The sequence below is a fragment of the Herbaspirillum sp. DW155 genome (assembly GCF_037076565.1).
Taxonomy (GTDB): domain Bacteria; phylum Pseudomonadota; class Gammaproteobacteria; order Burkholderiales; family Burkholderiaceae_D; genus Herbaspirillum.
On sequence record NZ_AP029028.1, the window covers coordinates 4,079,534 to 4,104,674 of the forward strand.

The window sequence follows — 25,141 nt, forward strand, 5'->3', positions numbered from 1 at the left end:
TTTCATTTTTGGACGCTGGTGGCAACGTGGCGCCTTGCTGCAACAAAATGGCACCTGCGTAGCCTAAGCTCGACGGGTGTTTCAGGGCAGCATGCCACCCCGGAACCCGCATTCTCAGAAAAAAAGGACATATCGATGCCAAGCCACCTGCTCAATTTTGAAACTTTGATCAACCTTTACCTGGTTCCCTTCGGCCTGAAGGTGATCGCCGCCATCGCCATCTGGGTGGTCGGCGGCATGCTCATCAATACCTTGTCCAAGGTCGTGCGCCGGGTGCTGACCGCGCGCCAGTTCGAGACTACCCTGGTCAACTATGCCAGCTCGGCCATGCACGTCATCCTGCGCATCCTGCTGGTGATGGGCATCCTGGAAGTGTGCGGCATCCCCACGACTTCCTTTGCCGCCATGATCGGCGCGGTCGGCGTGGCGCTGGGTGTGGCCTGGTCGGGCCTGCTGTCGAACTTCGCGGCCGGCATCTTCCTGGTGGTGCTGCGCCCCTTCAAGGTGGGCGACTACATCACCGCCGCCGGCCAGACCGGTACCGTCTCCGACATTGGTCTCGTGACCACCATCATCACCACCGACAACAACCTGCGCGTGATCATCGGCAACAACAAGCTGTTCTCGGAAAACATCATCAACTACAACGTCAACGCCACCCGCCGCACCGACCTGCGTTGCCAGATTGCCTACAGCGTCGATCCGCAGCAGGCCATCGCCAAGCTCAGCGAGCGCATCAATGCCATCCCCAACGTATTGCAGACGCCGGCGCCGGGCATCGTGATCCAGGAGTTCAACGCCACCGGCACCCTGATCGCCCTGCGCGTGCACGCGCCCACGCCCAATTTCGGCCAGGTCTACAACGACGTGCAAAACGCCATCGCCGAGGTCTGCCTGAAGGAAGGCTGGCCGGCCCCCGCGACCTATCAGGTGGCCGTGCCGCTGGCTCAACCGCCGCAAAACTGAGGCCAATGCCCCACAAGGCCGGTCCGGCACAGTGCACGGACCGGCTTTTGGCGCCCCAGGCCGGGGCGCTCAAGGTACAATGGCGGGTTGGAACGCATTTCCGTCCAGTAACCGTGCATCAGAGCGACCCGCCGTGACCATCCATTCCAACGCTTCCACCAACACCGCTGCCGTCAAGGCTTATCTGCAGGACCTGCAACAGCGCATCGTCGCGGCCCTGGAAGCCGCCGATGGCAAATCCTTCCTGTCGGACTCCTGGGAACGCCCCGAAGGCGGTGGGGGCACCTCGCGCCTGCTGGAAGAAGGCAAGCTGCTGGAACGCGGCGGCGTCGGTTTCTCGCACGTGATGGGCAAGAACCTGCCACCCTCGGCTGCGGCCAACCGTCCGCACCTGGCCGGGCGTGCGTGGGAAGCGATGGGCGTGTCGCTGGTGCTGCATCCGCGCAATCCCTACGTGCCGACGGTGCACATGAACGTGCGCTTCTTCACCACCCATGCGGAAGGCGAAGAAGCCGTCTGGTGGTTCGGCGGCGGCATGGACCTCACGCCCTACTACGGTGTGAAGGAAGATGCAGTCCACTTCCACCGCACCTGCCGCGATGCGCTGCAGCCCTATGGCGAAGACCTGTATCCGCGCTTCAAGAAGTGGTGCGATGACTATTTCTACCTGAAGCACCGCAAGGAGCCGCGCGGGGTGGGCGGTATCTTCTTCGATGACTTCAACGCCCTGCCCTTCGAGCAGGCCTTTGCCATGCAACGCAGCGTGGGCGATGCCTTCCTGGAGGCTTACCTGCCCATCGTGGCGGCGCGCCGCGATACGCCCTATGGCGAGCGTGAACGCGACTTCCAGGCCTATCGCCGGGGCCGCTATGTGGAATTCAACCTGGTCTTCGACCGGGGCACGCTATTCGGACTGCAGTCGGGCGGACGCACCGAATCCATCCTGATGTCCATGCCGCCGCTGGTGAAGTGGCGCTATGACTGGCATCCGCAACCGGGCAGCCCGGAAGCTGCGCTGTATTCGGACTTCCTGGTGCACAAGGAATGGCTGTAATGGCGCCGCCTGCGGCGCAACGCTGCATTGCCGTGCTCGGCGGCAGCTTCGATCCGGTGCACAATGGCCACGTCCTGCTGGCCGAGCATTTCGTGCAACTGCTGCAGCCTGACGAGCTGCGCGTGATTCCCACCGGCAATCCGTGGCAGAAGCATGGCTTGCAGGCCACACCGGCCGATCGCGTGGAAATGGTCAGGCTGGCTTTCGACCGCCAGCAGGTGCCGGTGGTCATCGATGAACAGGAAATCCGCCGTGCCAGCGCGACCTACACCATCGATACCCTGCGCGCCTTGCGCGCCGAGCTGGGACCGGAGGTCTCCATCGTTTTCCTGATGGGCGCCGACCAGCTGCAGCATCTGGATACCTGGCAGCACTGGCAGGAACTGTTCGAGTACGCGCATCTGTGCGCGGCCTCGCGGCCCGGCTTCGCGCTGGCCGATGCGCACGTGCCGCCGGCCGTGCGCGAAGAATTCAAGCGGCGCAGCGCTGCGCCGCAAGAGATCCGCAGCACCCCGCACGGATACGGCTACCTGGCCCTCGGGCTGGCGGTCGATATCTCATCGACTGAAATCCGTGCCCAGCTGCAACGCGGCATCCGACCCGATTCGCTGATCCCGGGCAGGGTGCTAGACTATATCGAACAACAACATCTGTACCGAACTCAATAATGGACATCAAAAAACTGCAAACCCTGGTCGTGGACGCCCTGGAAGACGTCAAGGCCCAAGAAATCCGCATCTATGACACCTCGCACCTGACCAGCCTGTTCGACCGCGTGGCCATCGCCTCCGGTACCTCGAACCGCCAGACCAAGGCGCTGGCCGCGTCCGTGCGCGACAAGGTGAAGGCCAAGGGCGGCAACGTCGTCAGCGTCGAAGGCGAAGACACCGGTGAATGGGTGCTGGTCGACCTGGGTGACATGATCGTGCACATCATGCAGCCGGCCATCCGCACCTACTACCGCCTGGAAGAAATCTGGGGCGACAAGGAAGTCAAGCTGGGCGCGGCCAAGCGCACCGGCACCTCGGCTGCCGCCAAGCGCGCCGCGGCCGACGAAGCCCCGGCCCCCAAGACCCGCCGCACCCGCGCCCAGGCGGAAGCCGTCGAAGCCAGCCAGGCCCTGGATGACGACGAGGACGCACCGAAGAAGCCGGCCCGCAAGCCGCGCGCAACTGCCACCAGCACCACCGGTACCCGCGCTGCCGCAGGCACGACCCGCACCACCCGTACCACCGGCACCAAGACCACCGCAGCCAAGACCACCACCACCCGTGGCACCGCTGCCGGCAGCAAGACCACTACCACCAAGGCCGGCACTACCCGCAAGGCGGCTGCGCCCAAGACCCCGACCGGCAAGACCGTGCGCGTGGCGCCCGCCAAGAGCGAGACCGCCAAGAAGCCGGCCGCCAAGCGTACCAGCAAGGCTTGATGCAGCTGGTGATCGCTGCCGTCGGCCACAAGATGCCGGCGTGGATCGAGACCGGCTTTCAGGAGTATGCCAAGCGCATGCCACCGGAATGCCGGATCATCCTCAAGGAAATCAAACCCGTCGAACGCTCCGGCAGCCGCACGGCAGAAACCGTGATGGCGCAGGAGCGCGAGAAGATCGAAGCGGCGCTGCCCAAGGGTGCGCGCGTGATCGCGCTGGACGAGCGCGGCCGCGACTGGACCTCGGTGCAGCTGTCGCAGCAACTGGTGCAGTGGCAACAGGATGGACGCGACGTGGCCTTCGTCATCGGGGGGGCCGATGGCCTCGATCCGGGCTTCAAGGCCGGTGCCGATACGCTCATCCGCATCTCCAGCATGACCTTGCCGCACGGCATGGTGCGGGTGATGCTGGCCGAGCAGTTGTACCGGGCCTGGTCGATCACGCAGAACCATCCCTACCACCGCGCCTGAATCCGTCCACCGCCGGCCAGCCGCGCTGGATCCGGTCTTTGACATCCATGGCTCAATGAAACAAGCGGACCACAAAATCTATCTCGCCTCGAAAAGCCCGCGCCGCCGCGAACTGCTGCGCCAGATCGGCATCGATTTCGAACTGCTGCTCTCGGACAAGGAAGTCGACGAAAGCGTGCTGCCCGGCGAAGCCCCGCTGGACTACGTTGCCCGCGTCACCCGCGCCAAGCTCGACAGCGCCCAGCAGACCATGATCCTGCGCCAGCTGCCGCACCGCCCGCTGCTCGCGGCCGATACCACCGTGGTGGTCGATGACATGATCCTGGGCAAGCCGGCCGATCACGATGAAGCCGTGCGCATGATCTCCCTGCTCTCCGGCCGCACGCACCAGGTACTGACCAGCGTGGCGGTAGGCGTGACGCACGGGGTGGATACTGACGTCTGGCAGATCGTGCAGCAATCCGACGTCAGCTTCGCGCCGCTTGCCGAGCAGGCCATCGCGGCCTACTGCAATACGGTGGAACCCTACGACAAGGCCGGTGCCTATGGCATCCAGGGCCTGGCTTCGGTCTTCATCAGTCATATCGTGGGCAGCCATTCCGGTATCATGGGGCTGCCGCTCTTCGAGACGGCTCAACTATTACAACAAGCGGGGGTCCGCATCCTATGAGCGAAGACATCCTCATCAACATCACGCCGCAGGAGACGCGCGTGGCGCTGATCCTGCAAGGTGCCGTGCAGGAACTGCACATCGAGCGCACGCTCTCGCGCGGCCTGGCCGGCAACATCTACCTGGGCAAGGTGGTACGGGTTCTGCCGGGCATGCAATCAGCCTTCATCGACATCGGTCTGGAGCGTGCCGCCTTCCTGCACGTGGCCGACATCTGGGAAGCCCGTCCGCACGACGGCCAGAACACGCCGGCCATTCCCATCGAGAAACTGCTGCACGATGGCCAGACCATCACGGTGCAGGTCATCAAGGACCCCATCGGCACCAAGGGAGCGCGGCTTTCCACGCAGATCTCCATTGCCGGGCGCATGCTGGTCTACCTGCCGCAGGACAAGCACATCGGCATCTCCCAGCGCATCGAGAATGAAGCCGAGCGCGAACTCTTGCGCAGCAAGGTGCAGGCGCTGCTGCCGCCGGAAGAAAAAGGCGGCTTCATCATCCGCACCATGGCCGAGGATGCCTCGGACACCGACCTGCAGATGGACGTGGAATACCTGCGCACCACCTGGGCCACCATCATCAAGCAGGCCAAGACCAAGCCGGCGCCCACGCTGCTGCATCAGGATCTGTCGCTGGCGCAGCGGGTGCTGCGTGATTTCGTCTCCGACCACACCGCCACCATCCAGGTCGATTCGCGCGAAAACTTCCACATGCTGCAGGAGTTCGGCGCCATCTATACGCCCTCGGTGCTGCCCAAGCTGATGCATTATCGCGGCGAACGCCCGCTGTTCGACCTGTATGGGGTGGAAGAAGAAATCGAGCGTGCCCTGGGCCGCCGTGTGGACCTGAAGTCGGGTGGCTACCTGATCGTCGACCAGACCGAGGCGATGACCACCATTGACGTCAACACCGGCAGCTTCGTCAACGGCCGCAACTTCGACGACACCATCTTCAAGACCAACCTCGAAGCAGCGCACGCCATCGCCCGCCAGCTGCGGCTGCGCAACCTGGGCGGCATCATCATCCTGGACTTCATCGATATGGAGAGCACGGAGCATCGCCAGGCCGTGCTGGCCGAGCTGGGCAAGGCTTTGCAGCGCGACCGTACCAAGATTTCGGTGTCGGGCTTTTCCACGCTGGGCCTGGTGGAAATGACCCGCAAGCGCACCCGCGAATCGCTGGCCCACATCCTCTGCGAGACCTGCCCGGCCTGCAAGGGTCGTGGCCAGGTCAAGACGCCGCGCACGGTGTGCTACGAGATCCTGCGCGAGGTCATGCGCGAAGCCAAGCAGTTCAATCCGCGCGAATTCCGCATCCTGGCCTCGCAGGTGGTGGTGGACATGTTCCTGGAAGAAGAATCTCAACACCTGGCCATGCTGGGCGATTTCATTGGCAAGCCGGTGTCGCTGCAGGTGCAGAGTGATTACCAGCAGGAGCAGTACGACATCATCCTCATGTAAATCGGCGTAAATGATTACCGTGGGGACAGTGTGAATTCAGAATTTACACTTCACGGAATCAAGACGGGAACTAACTGACCGTAATAGCAATATGAAGGTCCGCTGAAGTCGAGGATGACTTGGCAACTTAAAACAAGCTGATAAAAATAGATTGGTCGTTGGAGGGGGGGCATGAACGAGTTCAAGCCAAGTCCATCGAACAATCTGGCCGCATAGAACAATACGCCTCGTCCATCATGAAGAATCGCATCACGTCGCTCCGCTGGGTCGTCTTTTTCGTCCTGTTTTCTACTTCAAGCCTGTTGCTGATCGGCCGCAGGGCCGGCAATCTCGGCTTTTATGCATTGCTCCTGGCCGCCTTGCTGTCGCTGGTCTTGCGCAGCCAGCATGCCGATCTGCGGTTCGGTACCTTCGTTCGCCGGTTCTGGCCGTGGCATCTGGCGATGGCAGGCATGCTGCTGGCCATCCTGCTCAACCAGCTCATCTCGGGCGACTTCGCCGCGCGCAGCTTTGACTATCCGTCGCGCATGGCCTTGTTCGTCCTGCTGGCCTGGGCTTGTCTGCAGTGCAGCGCGAGCATGCTGGGCTGGCTGCAATGGAGCTATGTGCTGGGCGCATTGCTATGCACTGTCAAGATGTACATCATCACCGATGGTGGGACAACGCGCGCAGGACATGTGGACTTCATGCCCATCATCGAATTTGCCGACATGACGCTGCTGATGGGTTTCTACACCCTGGTGTCGATCCGTTACACGCCCGGTCGCGGAAACCTGCTGCATCTGCTCAACCTGCTGAAGATCGTGGCCTTCCTGGGTACGCTCTATGCGGCCTACATTTCGGGCACGCGCGGAACATGGCTAGCCATTCCAGTGCTGGCTGCGATTGCCTCGAGGATCCTGTTCGACCGTTTTGAGCAGCGCAAGCAGATCTTGCTGGCGCTGGCGGGTGTATTGGGATTGATCAGCCTGTTCGTGCTCAATCCACAAGTGCAGCACCGGGTCGAGGCGGCCCAGCAAGACATCACCACCTATTCCAAGGATGCCAGCTCGGATACCTCTGTGGGCACGCGCCTGGGCCTGTGGAAAACGTCCTATGAGCTCTTCCTCGAGCATCCCCTCATCGGCGTTGGCCGCGAAAACTTCCACTCGACACTGCAGGGGCTCGGACAGCAAGGCAAGATCTCGCCCGTGATCGCACGCCAGATCCATTCCCACAACGAGATCTTCTACAACATGGCCACCCTGGGTACTTTCGGGCTGGCCGGCCTGCTGGCGCTGTACCTGGTGCCGGGCGTCTGCTTTGCCCGCAAGATGCGCGATGCCGATGCCGAGGTCCGTGCCGTGGCCAGCATGGGTCTGATGACCGCCGTGGGTTTCTTCATCTTCGGTCTGACCGACGTGACCTTCATGTGGGGTGCCAGCGACAATTTCTATGCGATCTTCATGGCCATCCTCTTTGCCCATTGCTACCGCAGGCAGACGCAGCGGGCCCACCCGGCAGCCTGATCGCTGCGCCTTGCATCACACCTTGTCCACCTTTCCCGAAAACCATGCCCATGTCTTCCTGGTTACAGCAAAAGCTGCGCAACAAGCAATTCAAATTCGGCTTCCCGCTGTTCGGCAAGGTCAACCGCATTGCGCTGCCCCAAGTCACCCTGGTCGTGATCGATTGCGTCAACTACGAGCGCGCACGGCGTGCCTTCGACCATTGCCAGTTCTACTGTGATTTTGGTGCGGCCAAACTGCTGACCCATTTCGCGTCGGAAGATCCCGGCGTGGTGCAGATCGCGCCGCTGCGCTCCATCGAGGAATATTCCCGCTTCGTCGTCAAGGATCTTTACCGGTATGTCGATACCGAATACGTGCTGGTGGCGCAATGGGACGGCTTCGTATGGAAGTACCGGATGTGGGATCCGGCCTTCCTTGAATACGACTATGTAGGCGCGCCCTGGCCGGCGCACCTCACCCGCGGTGAAGCCCATCGCGAGCATCGCGTCGGCAACGGCGGCTTTTCCCTGCGCAGCCGCCGTCTGCAACAGTTTCTGGCCGAGGATCCGGCCGTCGAAGTGACGGACAATGAAGACGTGGTGATCTGCCAGTATCTGCGCCCGTATCTGGAACAGGCCGGTTTCCGCTTTGCACCGGTGGAGCTGGCCGCCCGATTCAGCTGTGAAGGGCGTCTGGAAGAGGCCTTCGGCCATCATGGCCACCAGGGCTGGAACATGCCGCTACGCCCGCTCTGGCTGAAAATCTATCATCTGCTGCATCACGGACGCTTCAGCGTCCGCTGACCCCGGCAGGGCCGCCGGACTCCCGTTCAGGCGGCAACCATCCCAATGGCCCGGACATGGGCCAGGACTTCCTCCACTCCGATCTCGGTGATCCATCCCTTGCGGCTCTTGACGCTGACGATCTTGCTATTGGCAGCATCGATAGGCACCCACTCCGGACTCGTCTGCCGCATCAGGGCAATCACCGGGACATGCACGGCATTGGCCAGATGCATGACGGCCGTCTCCACGGAAATGATGAGCTGACACAACGCCAGCAAGGCCGGCAGCTGGAAGAAGTTTTCTTCTGCGCTGAAGAGCAGGATGTTGCGGACATCGGACTTCGCCAGCAACGCGCGCGCCTGTTCCAGGCGCTCAGGGACGACGTTGAGCACGAACCATCCATCGCGCCAGGCCGGCAGCTGCTGCATGCGCTGCGCCAGCTCCAGCATGCGCTCCAGCGGCCAGCTGCGCTCTTCGGATTTGGAAAACGCATTGAGGAATGCCAGCTGCGCCCCGGCCGGCACGCCCTGCGCCGCCAGATCCTCGCGCGCGCGCTGCTGCCACTGCGGGGGAATCTCCACGAAGGGGAAGCGCTCCTCTGGCGTGGTGGTGATGCCGAAGAGCTGCTCGAACCAGGACGCATAGAGCGCACTGATATGTTCCCCCTGCAGTTCCGAGGACTTGTAGGCGGGAATGAACGCGTCCAGCTTGCGATAGGCAAGATACTTGCGGATATCCAGCAGGCGCACCCGCTTCTTCTGCGCTACAACAAAGCCTTTCGGACTGATCTTGCGCACCAGTTCCGCGTACAGGTGACGTGCCAGCACGGCGAACGAGACCACGATCGGGTACTGCTCGGCCTGCGCCTGCACAATCGATTGCTGATACAGCTGCGGGCTGTAGGTCTGGTCGTAGATGCGATCAAACAGGCCGGTAGCCCCCACCCAGTCGTACAGGGAATATTTCTTCAGGTGCGGCCATTTCGACGCATCCGAGGTACGGCGCACCTCGTCGACCCAGAGGTGCATGCGGATATGCGGGTAGGCGCGCTTGAAGGCCCGGAAACAATTCTGCATATAGGTGAAATCCCCCAGCGCCAAGTGAGCGACAAACAGGATCTTGTCAGATTTCTTCAGCAGTTCGGGAGAGATCAGTTGTTGGGACATGGTATCGAAAGCAATTCAAAGGGAGCAGAAGCCGACGGCTACTGGACTGGGCGGCGACAGCGGCAGGTCAGCGCCTGCGGCGCATGCGCAGGTAGCGCAGATACCAGCGCAGGCTTTCCAGGCGCTGGCCGCGCGCCCACAGGAAGCGGGAATGCATGCGTGCTTCCTTGTAGTTCTGCGGCGCCATATCGAGCGGCACGGCAGCCCATGCCGACTGCCGGTGGCAGTGTTCGAACAATTTGACAGCATCATGCCCGCACCATGCACCCCAAGGCTTGACCGAGCCGGCGAAATGGATGAAGGTCGCAGCACCTGGCGCAATGTCCAGTGCCGGACGATTGCCTTCCAGGTCGCCCACCAGGCCGTAGAGATAATTCCAGCGGATGTCGATGTAGCGCGCCCGGCCATCCAGCACCACATTGAGCGCATCCTGGTCGGGAAAGCGGAAACGCTCTCCCTGCTGCAGGATGGCGCTGATCGTCTGCTGGCTGATCCCTGCCTCCAGCCAGCGCGCAATGTTGATGAACAACATGCCGGAGTTGAAATAGCGCCCATGCTTGAGTTGCAGCGCGGCGACCCGGCGTTGCGTGGTTGCAATCGCGTCAGGCACCACGGCCACGATATCCTGGGTGAGGTCCAGCGCATCCAGCGCATCGATGCTGCCCACGCAGAGGATGTCGGCATCCAGGTAAAGCACCCGGTCGGTATAGGACTTGAGCAGGTCGGGAATGACCAGGCGGGCAAAAATGGCCGAGGAATAGTAGGACGAACGCGTGTATTGCTCGAAACGATCGAACAGACCCGCATCGAGCAGATGGACGTGACAGCGCACCCCGGGGCGTTGCGCCAGGCCCTCGAAGAGGCGACGATTGTCATCGGACACCTTGGTGGCCAGCACGTGGAAGGTGAAATGGCGTAGCGGATTATGTTCGAGGATGGAGGCGATGGTCGCGCCCATGCAGCGGAAATAGCGGTCATCCACGCAGAACACGATATGAAAAGAATCATCACCGCCAGCGTAGCCACTCTGGAGAACAGGTTCGGGCAGCTCAGCCATCACAGCGCCTCCATCACCGCGCGTACCTGCTCGGCAGGTATGGCGTCCACCCAGTCTGAGCGCCGGGCGGCCATGACGACCCGGCTGTTGGCCTTGTCGAAAGGCGCCCACTCAGGATTTTTGCGCCGCATCAGCGCCACCACCGGCACATGGACGGCATTGGCCAGGTGCATGACGGCGGTTTCGACCGACACCACCAGGTCACAGCATTGCAGCAGGGCCGGCAACTGGTAAAAGTTCTGGTCCGCGCTGAACCAGAAGGTGCGCGCCGGTAGCCGGTCGGCGATCTCCTGCCGGGCCTGCTCGATCTCCTGGGGTGTGGCATTGATGATGAAGTGGGCATGGCGCCACTTGCCTTGTGCCTGCAGCAAGCCGATCAGGTCGGCGACGCGGCCGACCGGCCAGCAGCGCTTGCGCGTCTTGGCAAACGGATTGATGAAGACCAGCGGCGCGTCCTCCCGGCGTGCAGGGATGCCCCAGCTGGCCAGTTGCTCACGCGCCTGCTGCTGCCAGTGCGCAGGAATGTCGATATAGGGGAAACGCTGCTGGCGGTCCATGCGCACGTTGGCCAGTTGCATGAACCAGTCGGCGTATTCGTCAGTGATGTGGTACCCGGGAAAAGTCTGGAACGCGGCAAAACTGGCGTCGAGCTTCCGATAGGCCGCAAAGTCCGACGGCACGTACCAGCGGGCCTTGCCACGCATCCCCACCACCCAGGCCTGCGGACCGCAGGCGCGCGCCAGCCGGGCATACTGGGGCCGCCGCAACGTGGCCAGGGAGATCACGATCGGATAGGCCTCCGCCTGCGCCTGCGTGATCGACTCGGCCAGCAAGTCCGGGCTGTAGGTGCGGCGATATACCTTCTCGAAGAAGGGACAGCTCTCTGCCCAGTCGTAGAGTGCGTAGTTTTTCAGGTAGCCCCATTTGCTGCGGTCGTTGGTGCGCCTTACCTCGTCGATCCAGAGATGAATGCGCAGATGGGGATAAGCCTCGGAAAACGCCTTGAAACCGTTTTGCAGATAGGTAAAGTCGCCGATGGCCAGATGGGCGATGAACAGGATCTTGTCGGCCTTGGCCAGCTGTTCCTGGGGAATCAATGGCATGTCATGTCCTCGGGCAGGGCGTGGTCGTCATCATGGCGACACCGGAAAAAGGATGGTGCCAACGGGCAGTGGCCGGGACGGCTGGCAGGCGCTGGGATGAGAGTGCTGATGTTCACTTCACTCTCCGGCAAATTGCATGCGATAGAGATTGGCGTAGGCCCCCTGCCGCTCCAGCAACTCCTGGTGGCTGCCGGATTCGACGATGCGGCCCTCGGCGAGCACCACGATGCGGTCAGCCCGTTCGATGGTCGAGAGGCGGTGCGCGATCACGAGCGTCGTGCGGTTCTTCATCAACTGATCCAGCGCTGCCTGCACGGCCCGCTCGGATTCGGTATCTAAGGCCGACGTCGCCTCGTCCAGGATCAGGATCGGGGCATTCTTGTAAATCGCCCGGGCAATGGCCATGCGCTGGCGCTGGCCGCCCGACAGACGGCTGCCATTGTCGCCCAGCGGGGTCTCCACACCTTGCGGCAGACCGGCCACCACGTCATCCAGATAGGCCGCCTTGATGGCTGCCTGCACCCGTTCCAGGTCCGGAGTGGCATCGCCGTAGGCGATATTGGCGACCACGGTGTCGTCGAACAGGACGACGTGCTGGCTGACCATGGCGATCTGCCGACGCAGGCTGGTCAGGGAAATGTCGTCGATACACACCCCGTCCAGCAGGATGCGGCCCGACGTCGCCGTGTAGAAGCCGGGGATCAGGTTCACCAGCGTCGTCTTGCCACCGCCGGACATGCCCACGAAGGCCACCGTCTGACCAGCGGCAATGTCGAGGTTGATATCGGACAGTGCCGCGCGTTCCTGTTCCCGATAGTGGAATCCGACCTTCTCGAAGCGCAGGTTGCCTTCCGAACGTGCAGCCAGTTCGCGACCGGTGGTGCGCTCGACAGGGCTGTCGATGAGCGTGAAGACCGCCTCGGCCGCCGCCATGCCCCGCTGCAGCGGGCCGTTGACTTCGGCCAGCTGCTTCAGCGGCGCCAGCAAGGCAATCATGGCCGTGAAGAAGGAAATGAAACCGCCTACGGTAATCTGGTTGTGGCTGGCCTGGATCAGCGCCAGCATGATCATCACCGACATGGCGCAGGCCGTCATGATCTGGGTCAGAGGAACCGTCGCCGCAAACACGCTCACCATGCGCATGCTGTAGCGGCGCAGCTTTTCGGCGCGCTCGTGGAAGCGGCGCCGCTCATAGGCTTGCCCGCCGAAAATCTTCACGACTTGCTGGGCCCGCGTGGTTTCCTCGATGACTTGCGTCAGTTCGGCATTGACCACGAGGGAATCCTTGTTCAGCCGCTTGAGCCGCTTGCCGGTCAGGCGCACCAGGAAGGTCATCAGCGGCATGAGCACCAGGGCGATGATCGTCAGCGACCAGCTGATGTAGAGCATATACGCCAGCAGCCCGGCGATGGTCAGCGTGCAGCGGATCATGGAGATGAATATCTTGGTCACCATGTCGATGATCTGCTGCACTTCGAACATGATCGAATTGATCGTACTGCCGGTGGACTTCACCGAGGTGAAATCGATACCGACATGCAGGATGCGATCGAACATGGTCTGCCGCAGCTCGTTGAGAACGCGGGTCGAGACCCAGCTCATCATGTAGGTGGTCAGGAAGGTCGAGGCCCCGCGCGCCACAAAGGCACCAATGACGGCAACCGGGACCAGCCACAAGGGGAAAGTCGGTCTTTCGACAAAGCCATGATCCAGCAAAATCTTGAAGATGTAGGCGACGACCGGCTCCGTCGCGGCGGTGACGAGCATGCCGAGAAACGCCAGGATGAGGCGATTCTGATAGGGACGGTGATACTCGATCAGCCGTTTGATGTAGGGTGAAACCTTCATGCGAAACCAAATCCAATAAAAGAAAAACGCCGTCGCCGGATGTCAGCGCAGCATATACGCCACCGCCTCAGGCCCGAGGGGGCGCATCATTCCCAGGCTGCGCGCTGCGCCGCCGCCAGGCATGCAGATGGCTGTTCAGGCTGTCGCGGGCCATGTAGAACTCGCGCTTGAGTTTTTGCAAGAGAGTACGTTTTGCTTTTATTCTGCCGATCGTTGTACCCAGCAGATCGTTTCGATGATGTACCACGGAAGGCGTCACCGACAGCGCCCTGACGCCATGCTCCCAGGTACGGCTGACCATGTCATCGACGGCATAGATGATGTTGCGACCATGCTCCACCAGGACAGCTGCGGCATCCCGATGGATCACATAGCCTTGCATGCCAAAGGGCTGCTTCCGATGATCCTTGATGATACTGCCGTTGGGCAAGCGCGCGATCTGCCAGGAATCCTCCGCACCATCATCGGCAAGTCGCATGAAGCCGAATGGTACGGAGCTGCTGGCGATAGCCTGCAGCGTCGGGACAAAATGCTCATGGATATCCACGTCGTCTTCCAGCACGCACCACATCTGATCCTGCGAAGCGAGCAACGCTTTCCAGACCCGGTAATGACTGTCGTAACAGCCAACCTCGGAGAGATTGAGGTCATTGCCATGAATCCTCCAGCGCGCGGCACGATCATAGCTGGCCGGATATTCTTTGAAGCGTTCCACCGCAAAGAACCTGAACTCGGCGCCCACCCGCGCCAATTGCTCGCTGACATGACGCCGGCGTTCGTGGCATTCGACCAGCGAAATGACCACGATCTCCATTCTGCTTACTGCCATTGATGTCGACCCCGAATAGTAATGAATTTATTAGTCATGAGAGATTGCGTCAGTATTCGACCACTACCGCTTCCTTGCCGAAGGAAGCCACCAGCGTCGATTGCAGGCTGTCGCTGGGATTGACACGCCAGGCGTCGCCCAGCATCACCTCACACGCGGCATCGGCCTGGCGATACTTCATCACGAAGGGCAGGCCCTGCTCCTGACGATGTGCGGCCAGCGTGTCGCGCAGGTGATTGGGATCGACCGCCTTGTTGATCGACACCACCATGCGCACACCGTACTGGATGCGCGCCGCGCCCAGGTCCATCACCTTGTCGGCCGCCACGCGCAGGCCGCCATTGAAGCGGTCTTCCGACACCTTGCCCGACACCACCAGCAATTCATCTTCCTTGATGAGGTGCTTGAAGGGTTCGAACAGCTCGTTGTAGATCGTGGCCTCGATCACGCCCGTGCCATCGTCCAGCGTGCAGATCACCAGCTTGCCGCGCTGGGTCATCTGCACCCGCACGCCGGTGATGATGCCAGCCAGGCTGCGCGGTTCCCAGGAGGGTTCCAGGCTGGCAATCTTGGTGCGCACGAAGCGGCGCACTTCCTTTTCGTAAGCCGAGAACAGGTGGCCGGACAGATAGAAGCCGAGTGCGCCCTTCTCTTCGGTCAGGCGCTGCTTGTCGCTCCAGGCCGGCACCTGCACGTATTCCAGCGGTGCTTCCAGATCGCTGTCGTCGCCACCGAAGAGACTGACCTGATTGGCCGATTTCTCGGCCTGCTCGGCGCTTTCCCAGGCCAGGTTGACCGAGGCCTGCAGGATGGCGCGATCGACCTTGAAGCAATCGAAGGCGCCCGCGCGGATCAGCGAATCGATGGTGCGGCGGTTGATCTGCTTCTTGTCCACGCGCTTGGCAAAGTCGAACAGATCCTTGAAGGGGCCGCTCTTGCGCGCTTCCAGGATGGCTTCGATGGCGTTCTGCCCTGCCCCCTTGACGGCGCCCAGGCCATAGCGGATCTGGGTGGCCTTCTTGCCCGGCTCGCCCACCGGCATGAAGCGGTAGTCGGACTTGTTGATGTCCGGCGGCAGGATGGCCAGCTTGCAGATATCGATCGAGTCCTCGATCAGGATCTTCACCTTGTCCGTGTCTTCCATGGCCAGCGACAAGTTGGCGGCCATGAACGCGGCGGGGTGATGGGCCTTGAGGTAGGCGGTGTAATAGGACAGCAGCGCATAGGCGGCCGCGTGCGACTTGTTGAAGCCGTAGCCGGCAAACTTTTCCATCAAGTCGAAGATCTCGTCGGCCTTGGTCTGATCCAGCCCGTTCTTGGCCGCGCCTTCGCGGAACAATTCACGGTGCTTGGCCATTTCCTCGGCCTTCTTCTTGCCCATCGCCCGGCGCAGCAGGTCGGCGCCGCCCAGCGAATAGCCACCGATCACCTGCGCCATCTGCATCACCTGCTCCTGATAGACCATGATGCCGTAGGTCTCGGAGAGGATGCCCTCGGTACGCGGGTCAGGATAGTCGAAGGCTTCGCCGTGCTTGCGCTTGCAGAAGTCGGGGATCAGGTCCATCGGGCCGGGACGATACAGCGCCACCAGGGCGATGATGTCCTCGAAGCGGTCGGGACGCGCATCCTTGAGCATGCCTTGCATGCCGCGGCTTTCCAGCTGGAACACGGCGACCGTCTTGGCCTTGGTCAGCAGTTCGTAAGAAGGCCGGTCATCCAGCGGCAGCTTGGCCAGGTCGAAATCGGCCATGGCCGGATCGAGCATGCGGATGTAGCGCACCGCCCGGTCGAGGATGGTCAGCGTGGTCAAGCCCAAGAAGTCGAACTTGACCAGGCCGACGGCTTCCACGTCGTCCTTGTCGTATTGCGAGACCACGCCGGAATCGCCACCCTGGGTGTAGAGCGGGCAGAAATCGGTGAGCTTGCCGGGCGCGATCAGCACGCCACCGGCGTGCATGCCGATGTTGCGGGCAATGCCTTCGACCTGCTGGGCCAGGCCCATCAGTTGCTTGACCTCTTCCTCGTTTTCCAGGCGCTCCTTCAACAGAGGCTCTTCCTCGATGGCGTCGGCCAGGGTGACCAGCTTGCCCGGCTTGAAGGGGATCAGCTTGGAAATGCCATCGCAGAAGTTGTAGCCCAGGTCCAGCACCCGGCCCACGTCGCGCACCGCGCCCTTGGCGGCCATGGTACCGAAGGTGGCGATCTGCGAGACCGCATCCTTGCCGTAGCGATCCTTCACGTACTGGATCACGCGGTCGCGGCCTTCCTGGCAAAAGTCGATGTCGAAGTCGGGCATCGAGACGCGTTCCGGGTTCAGGAAACGTTCGAACAGCAGGTTGTAGCGCAGCGGGTCCAGATCGGTAATGAGCAGGCAGTAAGCCACCAGGGAGCCGGCACCGGAACCCCGGCCGGGACCGACCGGCACGCCATTGTTCTTGGCCCACTGGATGAAGTCGGCCACGATCAGGAAGTAGCCCGGGAACTTCATCTTGATGATGGTGTTGTTCTCGAACTCCAGGCGCGCTTCATAGCGCGGGCGCTGCTTCTCGCGTTCGGCTTCGTCGGGGAACAGTTCCTTCAGGCGCACTTCCAGCCCGGCCTTGGTCTGGGCGACCAGGAACTCGTCGATGCTCATGTCGTCGGGCGTGGGGAAGTCCGGCAATTGCGGCTTGCCCAGTTGCAGTACCAGGTTGCAGCGCTTGGCGATTTCCACCGAATTGGCCAGCGCACCGGGCAGGTCGGCGAACAGCTCGGCCATCTCGGCCTGCGACTTGAAGTATTGCTGCTCGTTGAAACGGCGCACGCGACGCGCGTTGGCCATGATCTCGCCTTCGGCGATGCAGGTGCGGGCTTCGTGGGCGATGAATTCTTCAGGACGCTGGAACTGGATCGGGTGCGTGGCCACGCAAGGCAGGCCCAACTTGGCGCCCAGGGCGACACTCTGGCGCACCTGCAGTTCCATGTTGGCCTGGCCGGCGCGTTGCAGCTCCAGGTAGAAGGCACCCGGGAAGATCTCGGACCAGCGGCGCGCGCAGGCTTCGGCCTGGGCCAGGTTGCCATTGTCGATGGCCTGCCCGATGTCGCCCATGCCGGCCCCGGACAGGGCGATCAGGCCGTTGCCACCGTCCTGGTGGCGCAGTGCGTCCAGCCATTCCATGCGTACTTCAGCGCGGCCTTTGTATTGGTTGCTCAGCCAGGCTTGGGACAATACTTCACATAACTGCAAGTAACCATGACGGTTCTTGATCAATACGAGCAAGCGGAAGGGTTTTTCGCGGTCGGCATCGTTGGTGATCCACAGATCGCAGCCGGCGATGGGCTTGACCCCCTTGCCACGCGCTTCCTTGTAAAAACGCACCATGCAGAACAGGTTGGCGAGGTCGGTCACCGCCAGGGCGGCCTGTCCATCTTTGGCGGCAGCCTTCACGATGTCGTCGATACGCACCAGGCCGTCCACGATGGAATACTCCGAGTGCATACGGAGGTGTACAAATTGCGGGGTAGTCATAGGGCGCCATTTTACCGGAGCTTGCGAGCCTGACCGATTCCGATTGATGGCAATTTGTGGGGGATTGCAAAGACTTTACACCTGCCGCGAACGCGTGCTCCCGCGAACTTGCCTTGATCTGCATCAGAGAAGCCTCACGCACCCGCCAAATAACTGCGGCCAGCCGGACCGCACGGTTATAATGCTGACGATTCAAAGACTTAGAGTTGAGCACGACATCATGCAGTCCCCCGATACCCCCTACGTCAACATCGCCGCCTACAAATTCGTCAGCTTCGATGACACCGCCGAAAAGCGTCCCGCTTTTCTGGAAATTTGCCAAAAGAACAATCTTCGTGGCACCGTGATCCTGAGTCCGGAAGGCATCAACCTGTTCCTGGCCGGACTGCGCCATGAAATCGACGCCTTCCTGGCCTGGCTGCGCGCCGATGCGCGCTTTGCCGACATCACCGTCAAGGAAAGCTATTCCGAGAAGCAGCCCTTCACCCGCATGCTGGTCAAACTGAAGCCTGAGATCATCACCATGAAGCATCCGCTGATCAAGCCGGAGCTGGGCCGCGCGCCTTTCGTGGAACCGAAGGAACTCAAGCGCTGGCTGGATCAGGGCCATGACGACGAAGGCCGTCCGGTGGTGATGGTGGATACCCGCAACGGCTTCGAAGTCGATGTGGGAACGTTTGAAAATACGGTGGATTACCGCATCAGCAAGTTCACGGAATTCCCGCAGGTGATCGAAGAACACAAGGCCGATTTCGAGGGCAAGACCGTGGTGACTTTCTGCACCGGCGGCATCCGCTGCGAAAAGGCCGCCATTCACATGCAGAACATCGGCTATGACCATGTTTACCAGCTCGAAGGCGGCATCTTGAAGTATTTCGAGGACGTCGGCGGCGCGCACTACAACGGCGACTGCTTCGTCTTCGACTATCGCACCGCCCTGAGCCCGGAGTTGAAGGAAACCCAGACCGCACAATGCTTCGCCTGCCGCGCCGTGGTCACCCCACGCGAACAGCTGTCGCCGGATTACGTGCCGGGCAAATCCTGCCCGCATTGCGCGCCCCGGCAGCGTGCAGCGCAAGAAGCCAGCTCTGCTGCGGCCTGAGCGGCACAGCGTCCTGGCAACGAGAAAAGCCGGCCCTTGTGAGGCCGGCTTTTTCACATCTGCAGCAAAATAAGTGAAGCTTACTTCTTGAACCTGGCTGCGGTTTCCACCACGCGGGCGCCAAACAGCTTGGCCGTTTCCAGGTCGCCCGGCAGCGGGCCTTCTTCCGGCGAGGAGTCCGACGGGCTTTGCGCCATCAGGCCCGAGAAGGAACCGACGAAGTTGATGTCATTGCGCTGGGCAGCCTTGCTGTTGGAAGGCATCAGGCCGGTGCCGACCCAGATCATGCTGTGCTGCATGCCCAGCGTGAACAGGTAGTGCAGGGTCGAGAGCTTGTCGCCGTTCATGGTGGCCGAGTTGGTGAAGGCGGCGCCGATCTTGTCCTTCCACTTCTGGCTGAACCAGGGCTTGGAGGAGGCGTCGGCGAATTTCTTGAACTGCCAGGACACGCTGCCCATGTAAGTCGGCGAGCCGAAGATGATGGCGTCGGCCGCATCCAGGCTGGCCCATTGTTCATCGGTGATGGTGCCTTCGGCGCTGATGGCGATCAGCTCGACATTGGCGCCGGCGACGCCGGCAGCGCCGGCCTGCACGGCTTCAGCCAGCTTCTTGGTGTGGCCGTAGCCGGAGTGGTAGACGATGGCAACTTTGGTCATGACGAATTTCCTTCTCTAGAGAGTGAAGTGATGCGGAAAAACCGCCGGTGTGATCGGTACCGGCGGACCTGCTACTGGCAACTGCAAACTGTCCTGCCGGCCCTGAAGTGCTCAGCGCGGCAGATCGAACAAGAGAACCTCAGCCTTCTCGCCGCTGCCGATCTCGATGCGGTCGACCGCACTGAGCTTGACGGCATCGCCCGCTTCCAGCGCCTGGCCATTGACGCTGACCTTGCCTCGGGCCACGTGCACATAGCCCAGGCGGCCTTGCGGCAGGGTATAGCTGGCGCGCTGGGCGCCGTCGAACAGGCCGGCATACAACTGGGCATCCTGATTCATGCTGACCGAGCCATCACGGCCGTCCCGCGAGGCCACCAGGCGCAACTTGCCGTCCTTGTCGGCGGCCGAGAAATGCGCTTCCTGGTAACCCGGCTCGGCGCCGGCGCGGTCCGGCATGATCCAGATCTGCAGGAAATGGGTGGTGCCGTCCTGGGAATGGTTGTACTCCGAATGGCGCACGCCCGTGCCGGCACTCATGCGCTGCACGTCACCGGGGCGGATCACGCTGCCATTGCCCATGCTGTCCTTGTGCGCAAGTTCACCTTCGAGCACATAGGAAATGATCTCCATGTCACGGTGGCCGTGCGTACCGAAGCCCTGGCCAGCAGCAACGCGGTCTTCATTGATCACGCGCAAGGGGCCGAAGCCCATATGCTTGGGATCATAGTAGTCCGCGAAGGAAAAGCTGTGATACGAATCCAGCCAACCGTGGTTGGCGTGGCCACGATCGTTCGCTTTGCGAAGTTCCATCATGTCAACACCTCTTTCTTGAGTGAGACCAAACCGGAATTGATTTAGTCAAAATGTTTGTCGATGGCGTCACTATAGAGGCTAACTTTTGGACAGATAAGGTCTAAAATCCGTAGTGTTCATTCAAAAAATTTAAACAAGCGGAGCAAGACGTGAATCTGACCCTGGAATCCCTGCTGATCCTCGACATGATCGACCGCAAGGGCAGCTTTGCCGCGGCCGCCGTGGCGCTGGACCGGGTGCCCTCGGCCCTGACCTACAGCGTGCGCAAGCTGGAAGATGACCTGGACGTGCTCCTGTTCGACCGGCGCGGCCACCGGGCTCAGTTGACACCGGCGGGCCTGCAATTGTTGCAGGAAGGCCGCCATCTGCTGCTGGCCGCCAACGACCTGGAGCAGCGCGTCAAGCGCACCGCCACCGGGCGCGAGACCGAGCTGCACATCGTGCTCAACAGCCTGATTCCCTTTGACAAGATGCTGCCGGTCATCGAGGCCTTCGACCGCGAACAATCCGGCACCCGGCTGCGCTTTACGCCCGGGGTGCTGACCGGTGCCTGGGAAAAACTCATTGAAGGCCGCGCCAACCTGGTCATCGGGGTGACGCTGGACGGGCCGGAAGTGGTGCGCACCAGCGGGCGCTTCCAGATGCAGGAGCTGGGGGCGGTGGAGTGGGTCTTTGCAGTGGCACCGCAGCACCCGCTGGCCTCGGCCACCGAACCGCTGTCGGCCGAACTGGTGCGCAGCCACCGCGCCATTGCCGTGGGAGACAACAGCCAGTCCCTGCCCACCTTGACCATGGGCCTGCTGTCGGGCCAGGAAACGCTGACGGTGGCCACCGTGGCCGACAAGCTGCAAGCCCAGCTGGCCGGCCTGGGTTGCGGCCACCTGCCGCGCATCTGGGCCGAGCCCTACCTGGCCACGGGCGCGCTGGTGGAAAAGCAGACCCTGGCGACCAAACCCAGCGACAACTTCATGGTCGCCTGGCCCAAGGCCGAACTGGGCAAGTCGCTCAAATGGTTCATCCAGCACCTGGCGCTGCCGCATGTGCGGCAGTCGCTGATCGGTCCGGTCCCGCTGCGGGAGCAGCCGTGAGCCGCTCCGCCTACGTTGGCCGCTTTGCACCCTCGCCTTCCGGGCCCCTGCATGCCGGCTCGCTGGTGGCGGCGCTGGCCAGCTACCTGGATGCGCGCGTGCACGCGGGCCGCTGGCTGCTGCGCATCGAAGATATTGATGAGACCCGCACCGTTGCCGGCGCGGCCGATGACATCATCGCCACCCTGGCGGCGCTGGACATGCACTCGGACGGTCCTATCCTGGTGCAGAGCCAGCGCAAGGCGCGCTACCAGCTGGCCCGCGAGCGTTTAGGCGCGCTGGCCTACCCCTGCGGCTGCAGCCGCAAGGAAATCGCCGATTCACGGGTCGGAACGGCCAGCGATGGCGCCGCGCTCTATCCCGGCACCTGCCGTCACGGCCTGGCGCCCGGCAAGCAGGCACGCACGCTGCGGCTGCGCGTGCCGGAATCTGGCGAAGCGGGCGAGCTGGTGCGATTCACGGATCGCTGGCTGGGACCGCAAGCTCAGCACCTGGCCACGGAAGTGGGAGATTTCGTGCTGCAGCGGGCCGATGGCTTCTGGGCCTATCAGCTGGCGGTGGTGGTGGATGACGCCGAGCAGGGCGTGACCGACATCGTACGCGGCGCCGACCTGCTGGACTCGACGGCGCGGCAGATCTATCTGCAAGGATTGCTGGGCTATCCGACACCGCGCTACCTGCACGTGCCGCTCTTGATGAATGCGATGGGGGAGAAGTTTTCCAAGCAGAACGGCGCCCAGGCACTGGACCTGAGCCAGCCGCTGCTGGCCTTGCAGCAGGCGGCCGCTTTCCTGGGACTGGAGACGGGCGCGGCGCAGGACCGCGAGGGCTTCTGGACCCTGGCGCTCACCGCCTGGCGAGCGCGTTTCGGTCCTCACTGACAGCGCGGGATCAGCGCTTGGGGATGCCGCCCAGCAAGGCTGCGACCTTGGGCTTGGGACGGTTGTTCTTGGGTAACTCCGGCTTGGTGGAGACGGTCTCGGTGGCGCTGGGCTCATAGGGCTTGAGGAACCAGGGATCGACCTTTTCACGTCGGCCCGACGGCGCGGCCCCGTCGCGGCTGCCACGGCTGCGCTCACCGCGATCACTACGGTCGCCACGCTCAGCGCGCTCGCCGCGTTCCGAACGCTCACCACGCTCGCCACGTTCACCACGATCGGCCCGCATGCGCGGTGCAAAGCCGGCCAGTTCCGCGCGCTCGAATTTCTTCTTGATCAGCTTTTCGATATCGACCAGCAGACGCTCATCCTTGTCACAGAACAGCGAGATGGCATCACCCGAGGCACCGGCACGGCCGGTGCGACCGATGCGGTGCACATAATCTTCGGCGTTGTAGGGCAGGTCATAGTTGATCACGCAGGGCAGCTCGGCGATGTCCAGCCCGCGTGCGGCCACGTCGGTGGCGACCAGCACTTCGATCTGACCTTGCTTGAAGGACTCCAGTGCGGCCATGCGCTCGGACTGGGTTTTGTCGCCGTGGATGGCAGAAGCCTTCACACCCTCGGCCAACAATGTGCGCGCCAGGCGCGAAGCGCCGATCTTGGTATTGGAGAAAACGATCACTTGCTTCAGTTCGCGCTGGCGAATGATGAAGCTGACTGCATCGGCCTTGGCGGCTTCCTCCACCTTGTAGATGGTCTGGGTGACGTTTTCGGCGGTGGCGTTGCTGCGCGCCACCTCGATGGTCACAGGGTTGTTCTGGAAGCTGGCGGCCAGCTTCTTGATCTCGGGCGAGAAGGTGGCCGAGAACAGCAGGTTCTGGCGCTGCTTGGGCAGCAGGTTGATGATGCGCTGCAGGTCCGGCAGGAAACCCATGTCCAGCATGCGGTCGGCTTCGTCCATGACCAGGATCTGGGTCTGCGACAGGTTCACGGTCTTTTGCTGCACGTGATCCAGCAGGCGGCCCGGGGTGGCGATGACGATTTCAACGCCGGCGCGCAGGGTCGCGGTTTGCGGAGCCATGTCCACGCCGCCGAAGACGACGGTAGAGCGCAGCGGGGTGAAGCGTGAATAAGCCTTCACATTGTCCGCCACCTGGTCGGCCAGTTCGCGCGTCGGGGTCAGGATCAGGGCGCGCACCGGATGGCGGGCCGGCGAAGCGCTGTGGCTGGCGTGCGCCAGCAGGCGCTGGATGATCGGCAGCGAGAAGCCGGCGGTCTTGCCGGTGCCGGTCTGGGCCGCCCCCATCACATCGCGGCCTTGCAGCACCACGGGAATGGCCTGGGCCTGGATCGGAGTCGGGTGGACGTAGCCTTGTTCGGCCAGGGCTTTGAGGATATCGGGCGAAAGGCCGAAATCTTCGAAGCGGACGGCAGGTGCAGCCGGTGCTGCGGACGCGGACGTGGTGTCGGACATGGTTTATTGCGAACGGTGCGACAGCGCCGCGGCAGCCGCCAGGCGGCTCCGGTGCATGGCGTGCATGCGCACGGGTTCTGATTGCTTTCTGTGTTGAGGTGTTACGGGCGAACCGGCCAAACCTGCTCGGCCGGGCGCTTCGGATGATGCCAACGATGCTGACCGGGCCGGCACAAACACTGCCCGGAACTCCGTATTATACGCCGCATCGCTGCCGGCTTCATGACAGTTTGGTTTCCGCCCGGAATGACAGGCCGGCGGGCGCTGCAGCAACCGGCTGCGGCGCCCTGCTCGCCGGCCAGGTCAGCCGATGGTGATGTTGAGGTCCGGCAAGCCATCCACGTGGCCCTGCAGGTGGTCGCCCTTGACCACCGCCCCCACGCCTTCGGGGGTGCCGGTATAGATCAGGTCGCCGGGGAACAGCTCGACCAGGCCGGACAGGTAGGAAATGGTCTCGGCCACGTTCCAGATCAGGTCTGAGAGATCGCCCTGCTGGCGCACTTCGCCGTTGACCTTGAGCCAGATGGCGCCCTTGTCCGGATGCCCGGCCTGGGCCACCGGCACCAGCGGTGCGCAGGGGGCGGACTGGTCGAAGCCCTTGGCCATGTCCCAGGGACGGCCCAGCTTCTTGGCCTGCGCCTGCAGGTCGCGGCGGGTCATGTCCAGGCCGACGGCATAGCCATAGACCGTGTCCAGCGCCTGTTCCACCGGGATGTCGCGGCCGCCCTTGGCCAGCGCCACCACCAGTTCGATCTCGTGGTGGTAGTCGGCGGTGGCGGTCGGGTAAGGCAGCACGGTATCGGTGGGCACGACGGCATCGGCCGGCTTCATGAAGAAGAACGGCGGCTCGCGGTCAGGGTCATGGCCCATTTCGCGGGCGTGGGCAGCATAGTTGCGGCCCACGCAATAGATGCGGCGAACCGGGAAGGGCGCACCGCCAAGCACGGCAACAGTGGCCTGGGCGGGGGCGGGAATGGCGAAACTCATCGGGAAGACTCCGTGGTGGCGACATGCATGCAGCCTGCATGCGGTGGATGAAGAACCGGTCGGTGCCGGCTTGGCGCATCAGTTGTCTGATGTCACGGTAGTGTAAAAGAAAAGCGCCGGCCCCGCTGGCGCCCTTCCCGCAGGCCGGCCGCCCAGTCATAGCGCGCAATTGGAGGGCGATTGCCCCGGTAATCCGCTGACAGAAACGGCGCGAATTTGGGACACTTGCCACACTCCGATCCTGTCGGCACTTCTCTCTCACATCGACTACTTCCATGCATCCGCAAGCAAACGCGTCACTCATC

At 62.5% G+C, this 25,141-nt stretch carries 22 protein-coding genes; 12 read left to right on the forward strand and 10 right to left on the reverse strand.

Annotation, left to right across the window (positions count from 1 at the left end; all coding sequences use genetic code 11):
- The first annotated feature begins 135 nt into the window (after window positions 1-135).
- The 9 genes from AACH55_RS18490 (at window position 136) to AACH55_RS18530 (ending at window position 8,342) form a co-directional block, all read left to right on the forward strand.
- Complete coding sequence (locus tag AACH55_RS18490; RefSeq protein WP_338716112.1) at window positions 136-966, forward strand: mechanosensitive ion channel family protein; 831 nt, start codon at window positions 136-138, stop codon at window positions 964-966.
- Window positions 967-1,099: 133 nt separating this feature from the next.
- A complete protein-coding gene (gene hemF / locus AACH55_RS18495; protein WP_338716113.1) occupies window positions 1,100-2,020 on the forward strand; it encodes an oxygen-dependent coproporphyrinogen oxidase in 921 nt (306 codons plus the stop codon).
- Window positions 2,020-2,688, forward strand: coding sequence for a nicotinate-nucleotide adenylyltransferase (locus tag AACH55_RS18500; RefSeq protein ID WP_338716114.1), 669 nt, complete (start codon window positions 2,020-2,022; stop codon window positions 2,686-2,688). Before hemF ends, AACH55_RS18500 begins: the two co-directional genes overlap by 1 nt.
- Entirely contained in the window at window positions 2,688-3,449 is a 762-nt protein-coding gene (gene rsfS, locus AACH55_RS18505; RefSeq protein ID WP_338716115.1) for a ribosome silencing factor, read from the forward strand. Before AACH55_RS18500 ends, rsfS begins: the two co-directional genes overlap by 1 nt.
- On the forward strand, window positions 3,449-3,919 hold the full coding sequence (gene rlmH / locus AACH55_RS18510) for a 23S rRNA (pseudouridine(1915)-N(3))-methyltransferase RlmH (protein ID WP_006464668.1): 471 nt from the start codon (window positions 3,449-3,451) through the stop codon (window positions 3,917-3,919). The genes rsfS and rlmH overlap by 1 nt, the downstream gene beginning before the upstream one ends.
- A gap of 55 nt (window positions 3,920-3,974) precedes the next feature.
- Window positions 3,975-4,589 (forward strand): Maf family protein, encoded by a 615-nt coding sequence (locus AACH55_RS18515; protein ID WP_338716116.1) that lies wholly within the window; start codon window positions 3,975-3,977, stop codon window positions 4,587-4,589.
- Window positions 4,586-6,049 (forward strand): ribonuclease G, encoded by a 1,464-nt coding sequence (gene rng, locus AACH55_RS18520; RefSeq protein ID WP_338716117.1) that lies wholly within the window; start codon window positions 4,586-4,588, stop codon window positions 6,047-6,049. Before AACH55_RS18515 ends, rng begins: the two co-directional genes overlap by 4 nt.
- 236 nt (window positions 6,050-6,285) lie before the next feature.
- On the forward strand, window positions 6,286-7,557 hold the full coding sequence (locus AACH55_RS18525) for an O-antigen ligase family protein (RefSeq protein ID WP_338716118.1): 1,272 nt from the start codon (window positions 6,286-6,288) through the stop codon (window positions 7,555-7,557).
- Window positions 7,558-7,607: 50 nt separating this feature from the next.
- On the forward strand, window positions 7,608-8,342 hold the full coding sequence (locus tag AACH55_RS18530; protein ID WP_338716119.1) for a DUF5672 family protein: 735 nt from the start codon (window positions 7,608-7,610) through the stop codon (window positions 8,340-8,342).
- A 26-nt stretch (window positions 8,343-8,368) separates the two neighbouring features.
- On the opposite strand, the gene AACH55_RS18535 is transcribed toward AACH55_RS18530, so the two are convergent.
- The 6 genes from AACH55_RS18535 to dnaE form a co-directional block, all read right to left on the reverse strand.
- Window positions 8,369-9,490 (reverse strand): glycosyltransferase family 9 protein, encoded by a 1,122-nt coding sequence (locus tag AACH55_RS18535; protein ID WP_338716120.1) that lies wholly within the window; start codon window positions 9,488-9,490, stop codon window positions 8,369-8,371.
- Window positions 9,491-9,557: 67 nt separating this feature from the next.
- Window positions 9,558-10,547: a glycosyltransferase gene (locus AACH55_RS18540; protein WP_338716121.1), complete on the reverse strand. Its 990-nt coding sequence runs from the start codon at window positions 10,545-10,547 to the stop codon at window positions 9,558-9,560.
- A complete protein-coding gene (locus AACH55_RS18545; protein WP_338716122.1) occupies window positions 10,547-11,650 on the reverse strand; it encodes a glycosyltransferase family 9 protein in 1,104 nt (367 codons plus the stop codon). The genes AACH55_RS18540 and AACH55_RS18545 overlap by 1 nt, the downstream gene beginning before the upstream one ends.
- Before the next feature lie 117 nt (window positions 11,651-11,767).
- A complete protein-coding gene (gene msbA / locus AACH55_RS18550; protein ID WP_338716123.1) occupies window positions 11,768-13,498 on the reverse strand; it encodes a lipid A export permease/ATP-binding protein MsbA in 1,731 nt (576 codons plus the stop codon).
- A 67-nt stretch (window positions 13,499-13,565) separates the two neighbouring features.
- Window positions 13,566-14,312, reverse strand: a complete 747-nt coding sequence (locus tag AACH55_RS18555) for a glycosyltransferase family 25 protein (RefSeq protein WP_338716124.1) — start codon at window positions 14,310-14,312, stop codon at window positions 13,566-13,568.
- A 64-nt stretch (window positions 14,313-14,376) separates the two neighbouring features.
- Entirely contained in the window at window positions 14,377-17,835 is a 3,459-nt protein-coding gene (gene dnaE, locus AACH55_RS18560) for a DNA polymerase III subunit alpha (protein WP_338716125.1), read from the reverse strand.
- Between the two features lie 220 nt (window positions 17,836-18,055).
- Here dnaE and AACH55_RS18565 point away from each other — a divergent pair, with 220 nt between their 5' ends.
- On the forward strand, window positions 18,056-18,937 hold the full coding sequence (locus tag AACH55_RS18565; protein ID WP_338716126.1) for a sulfurtransferase: 882 nt from the start codon (window positions 18,056-18,058) through the stop codon (window positions 18,935-18,937).
- Window positions 18,938-19,017: 80 nt separating this feature from the next.
- On the opposite strand, the gene AACH55_RS18570 is transcribed toward AACH55_RS18565, so the two are convergent.
- Window positions 19,018-19,593 (reverse strand): flavodoxin family protein, encoded by a 576-nt coding sequence (locus tag AACH55_RS18570; RefSeq protein ID WP_338716127.1) that lies wholly within the window; start codon window positions 19,591-19,593, stop codon window positions 19,018-19,020.
- Between the two features lie 111 nt (window positions 19,594-19,704).
- Window positions 19,705-20,406 carry a pirin family protein gene (locus tag AACH55_RS18575; RefSeq protein ID WP_338716128.1) on the reverse strand — a complete coding sequence of 234 codons (702 nt, stop codon included), beginning with the start codon at window positions 20,404-20,406 and terminating at the stop codon, window positions 19,705-19,707.
- A 149-nt stretch (window positions 20,407-20,555) separates the two neighbouring features.
- Here AACH55_RS18575 and AACH55_RS18580 point away from each other — a divergent pair, with 149 nt between their 5' ends.
- The gene (locus AACH55_RS18580) at window positions 20,556-21,494 is read left to right on the forward strand and encodes a LysR family transcriptional regulator (protein WP_338716129.1); all 939 of its coding nucleotides are present in this window, start codon (window positions 20,556-20,558) and stop codon (window positions 21,492-21,494) included.
- Window positions 21,491-22,375 carry a tRNA glutamyl-Q(34) synthetase GluQRS gene (gluQRS, locus tag AACH55_RS18585; RefSeq protein ID WP_338716130.1) on the forward strand — a complete coding sequence of 295 codons (885 nt, stop codon included), beginning with the start codon at window positions 21,491-21,493 and terminating at the stop codon, window positions 22,373-22,375. The genes AACH55_RS18580 and gluQRS overlap by 4 nt, the downstream gene beginning before the upstream one ends.
- 10 nt (window positions 22,376-22,385) lie before the next feature.
- Here the strand turns inward: gluQRS and AACH55_RS18590 are convergent, their stop codons facing one another.
- Window positions 22,386-23,849 carry a DEAD/DEAH box helicase gene (locus tag AACH55_RS18590; protein ID WP_338716131.1) on the reverse strand — a complete coding sequence of 488 codons (1,464 nt, stop codon included), beginning with the start codon at window positions 23,847-23,849 and terminating at the stop codon, window positions 22,386-22,388.
- 303 nt (window positions 23,850-24,152) lie between these two features.
- Window positions 24,153-24,836: a fumarylacetoacetate hydrolase family protein gene (locus AACH55_RS18595; RefSeq protein WP_338716132.1), complete on the reverse strand. Its 684-nt coding sequence runs from the start codon at window positions 24,834-24,836 to the stop codon at window positions 24,153-24,155.
- Window positions 24,837-25,141: the final 305 nt, after the last annotated feature.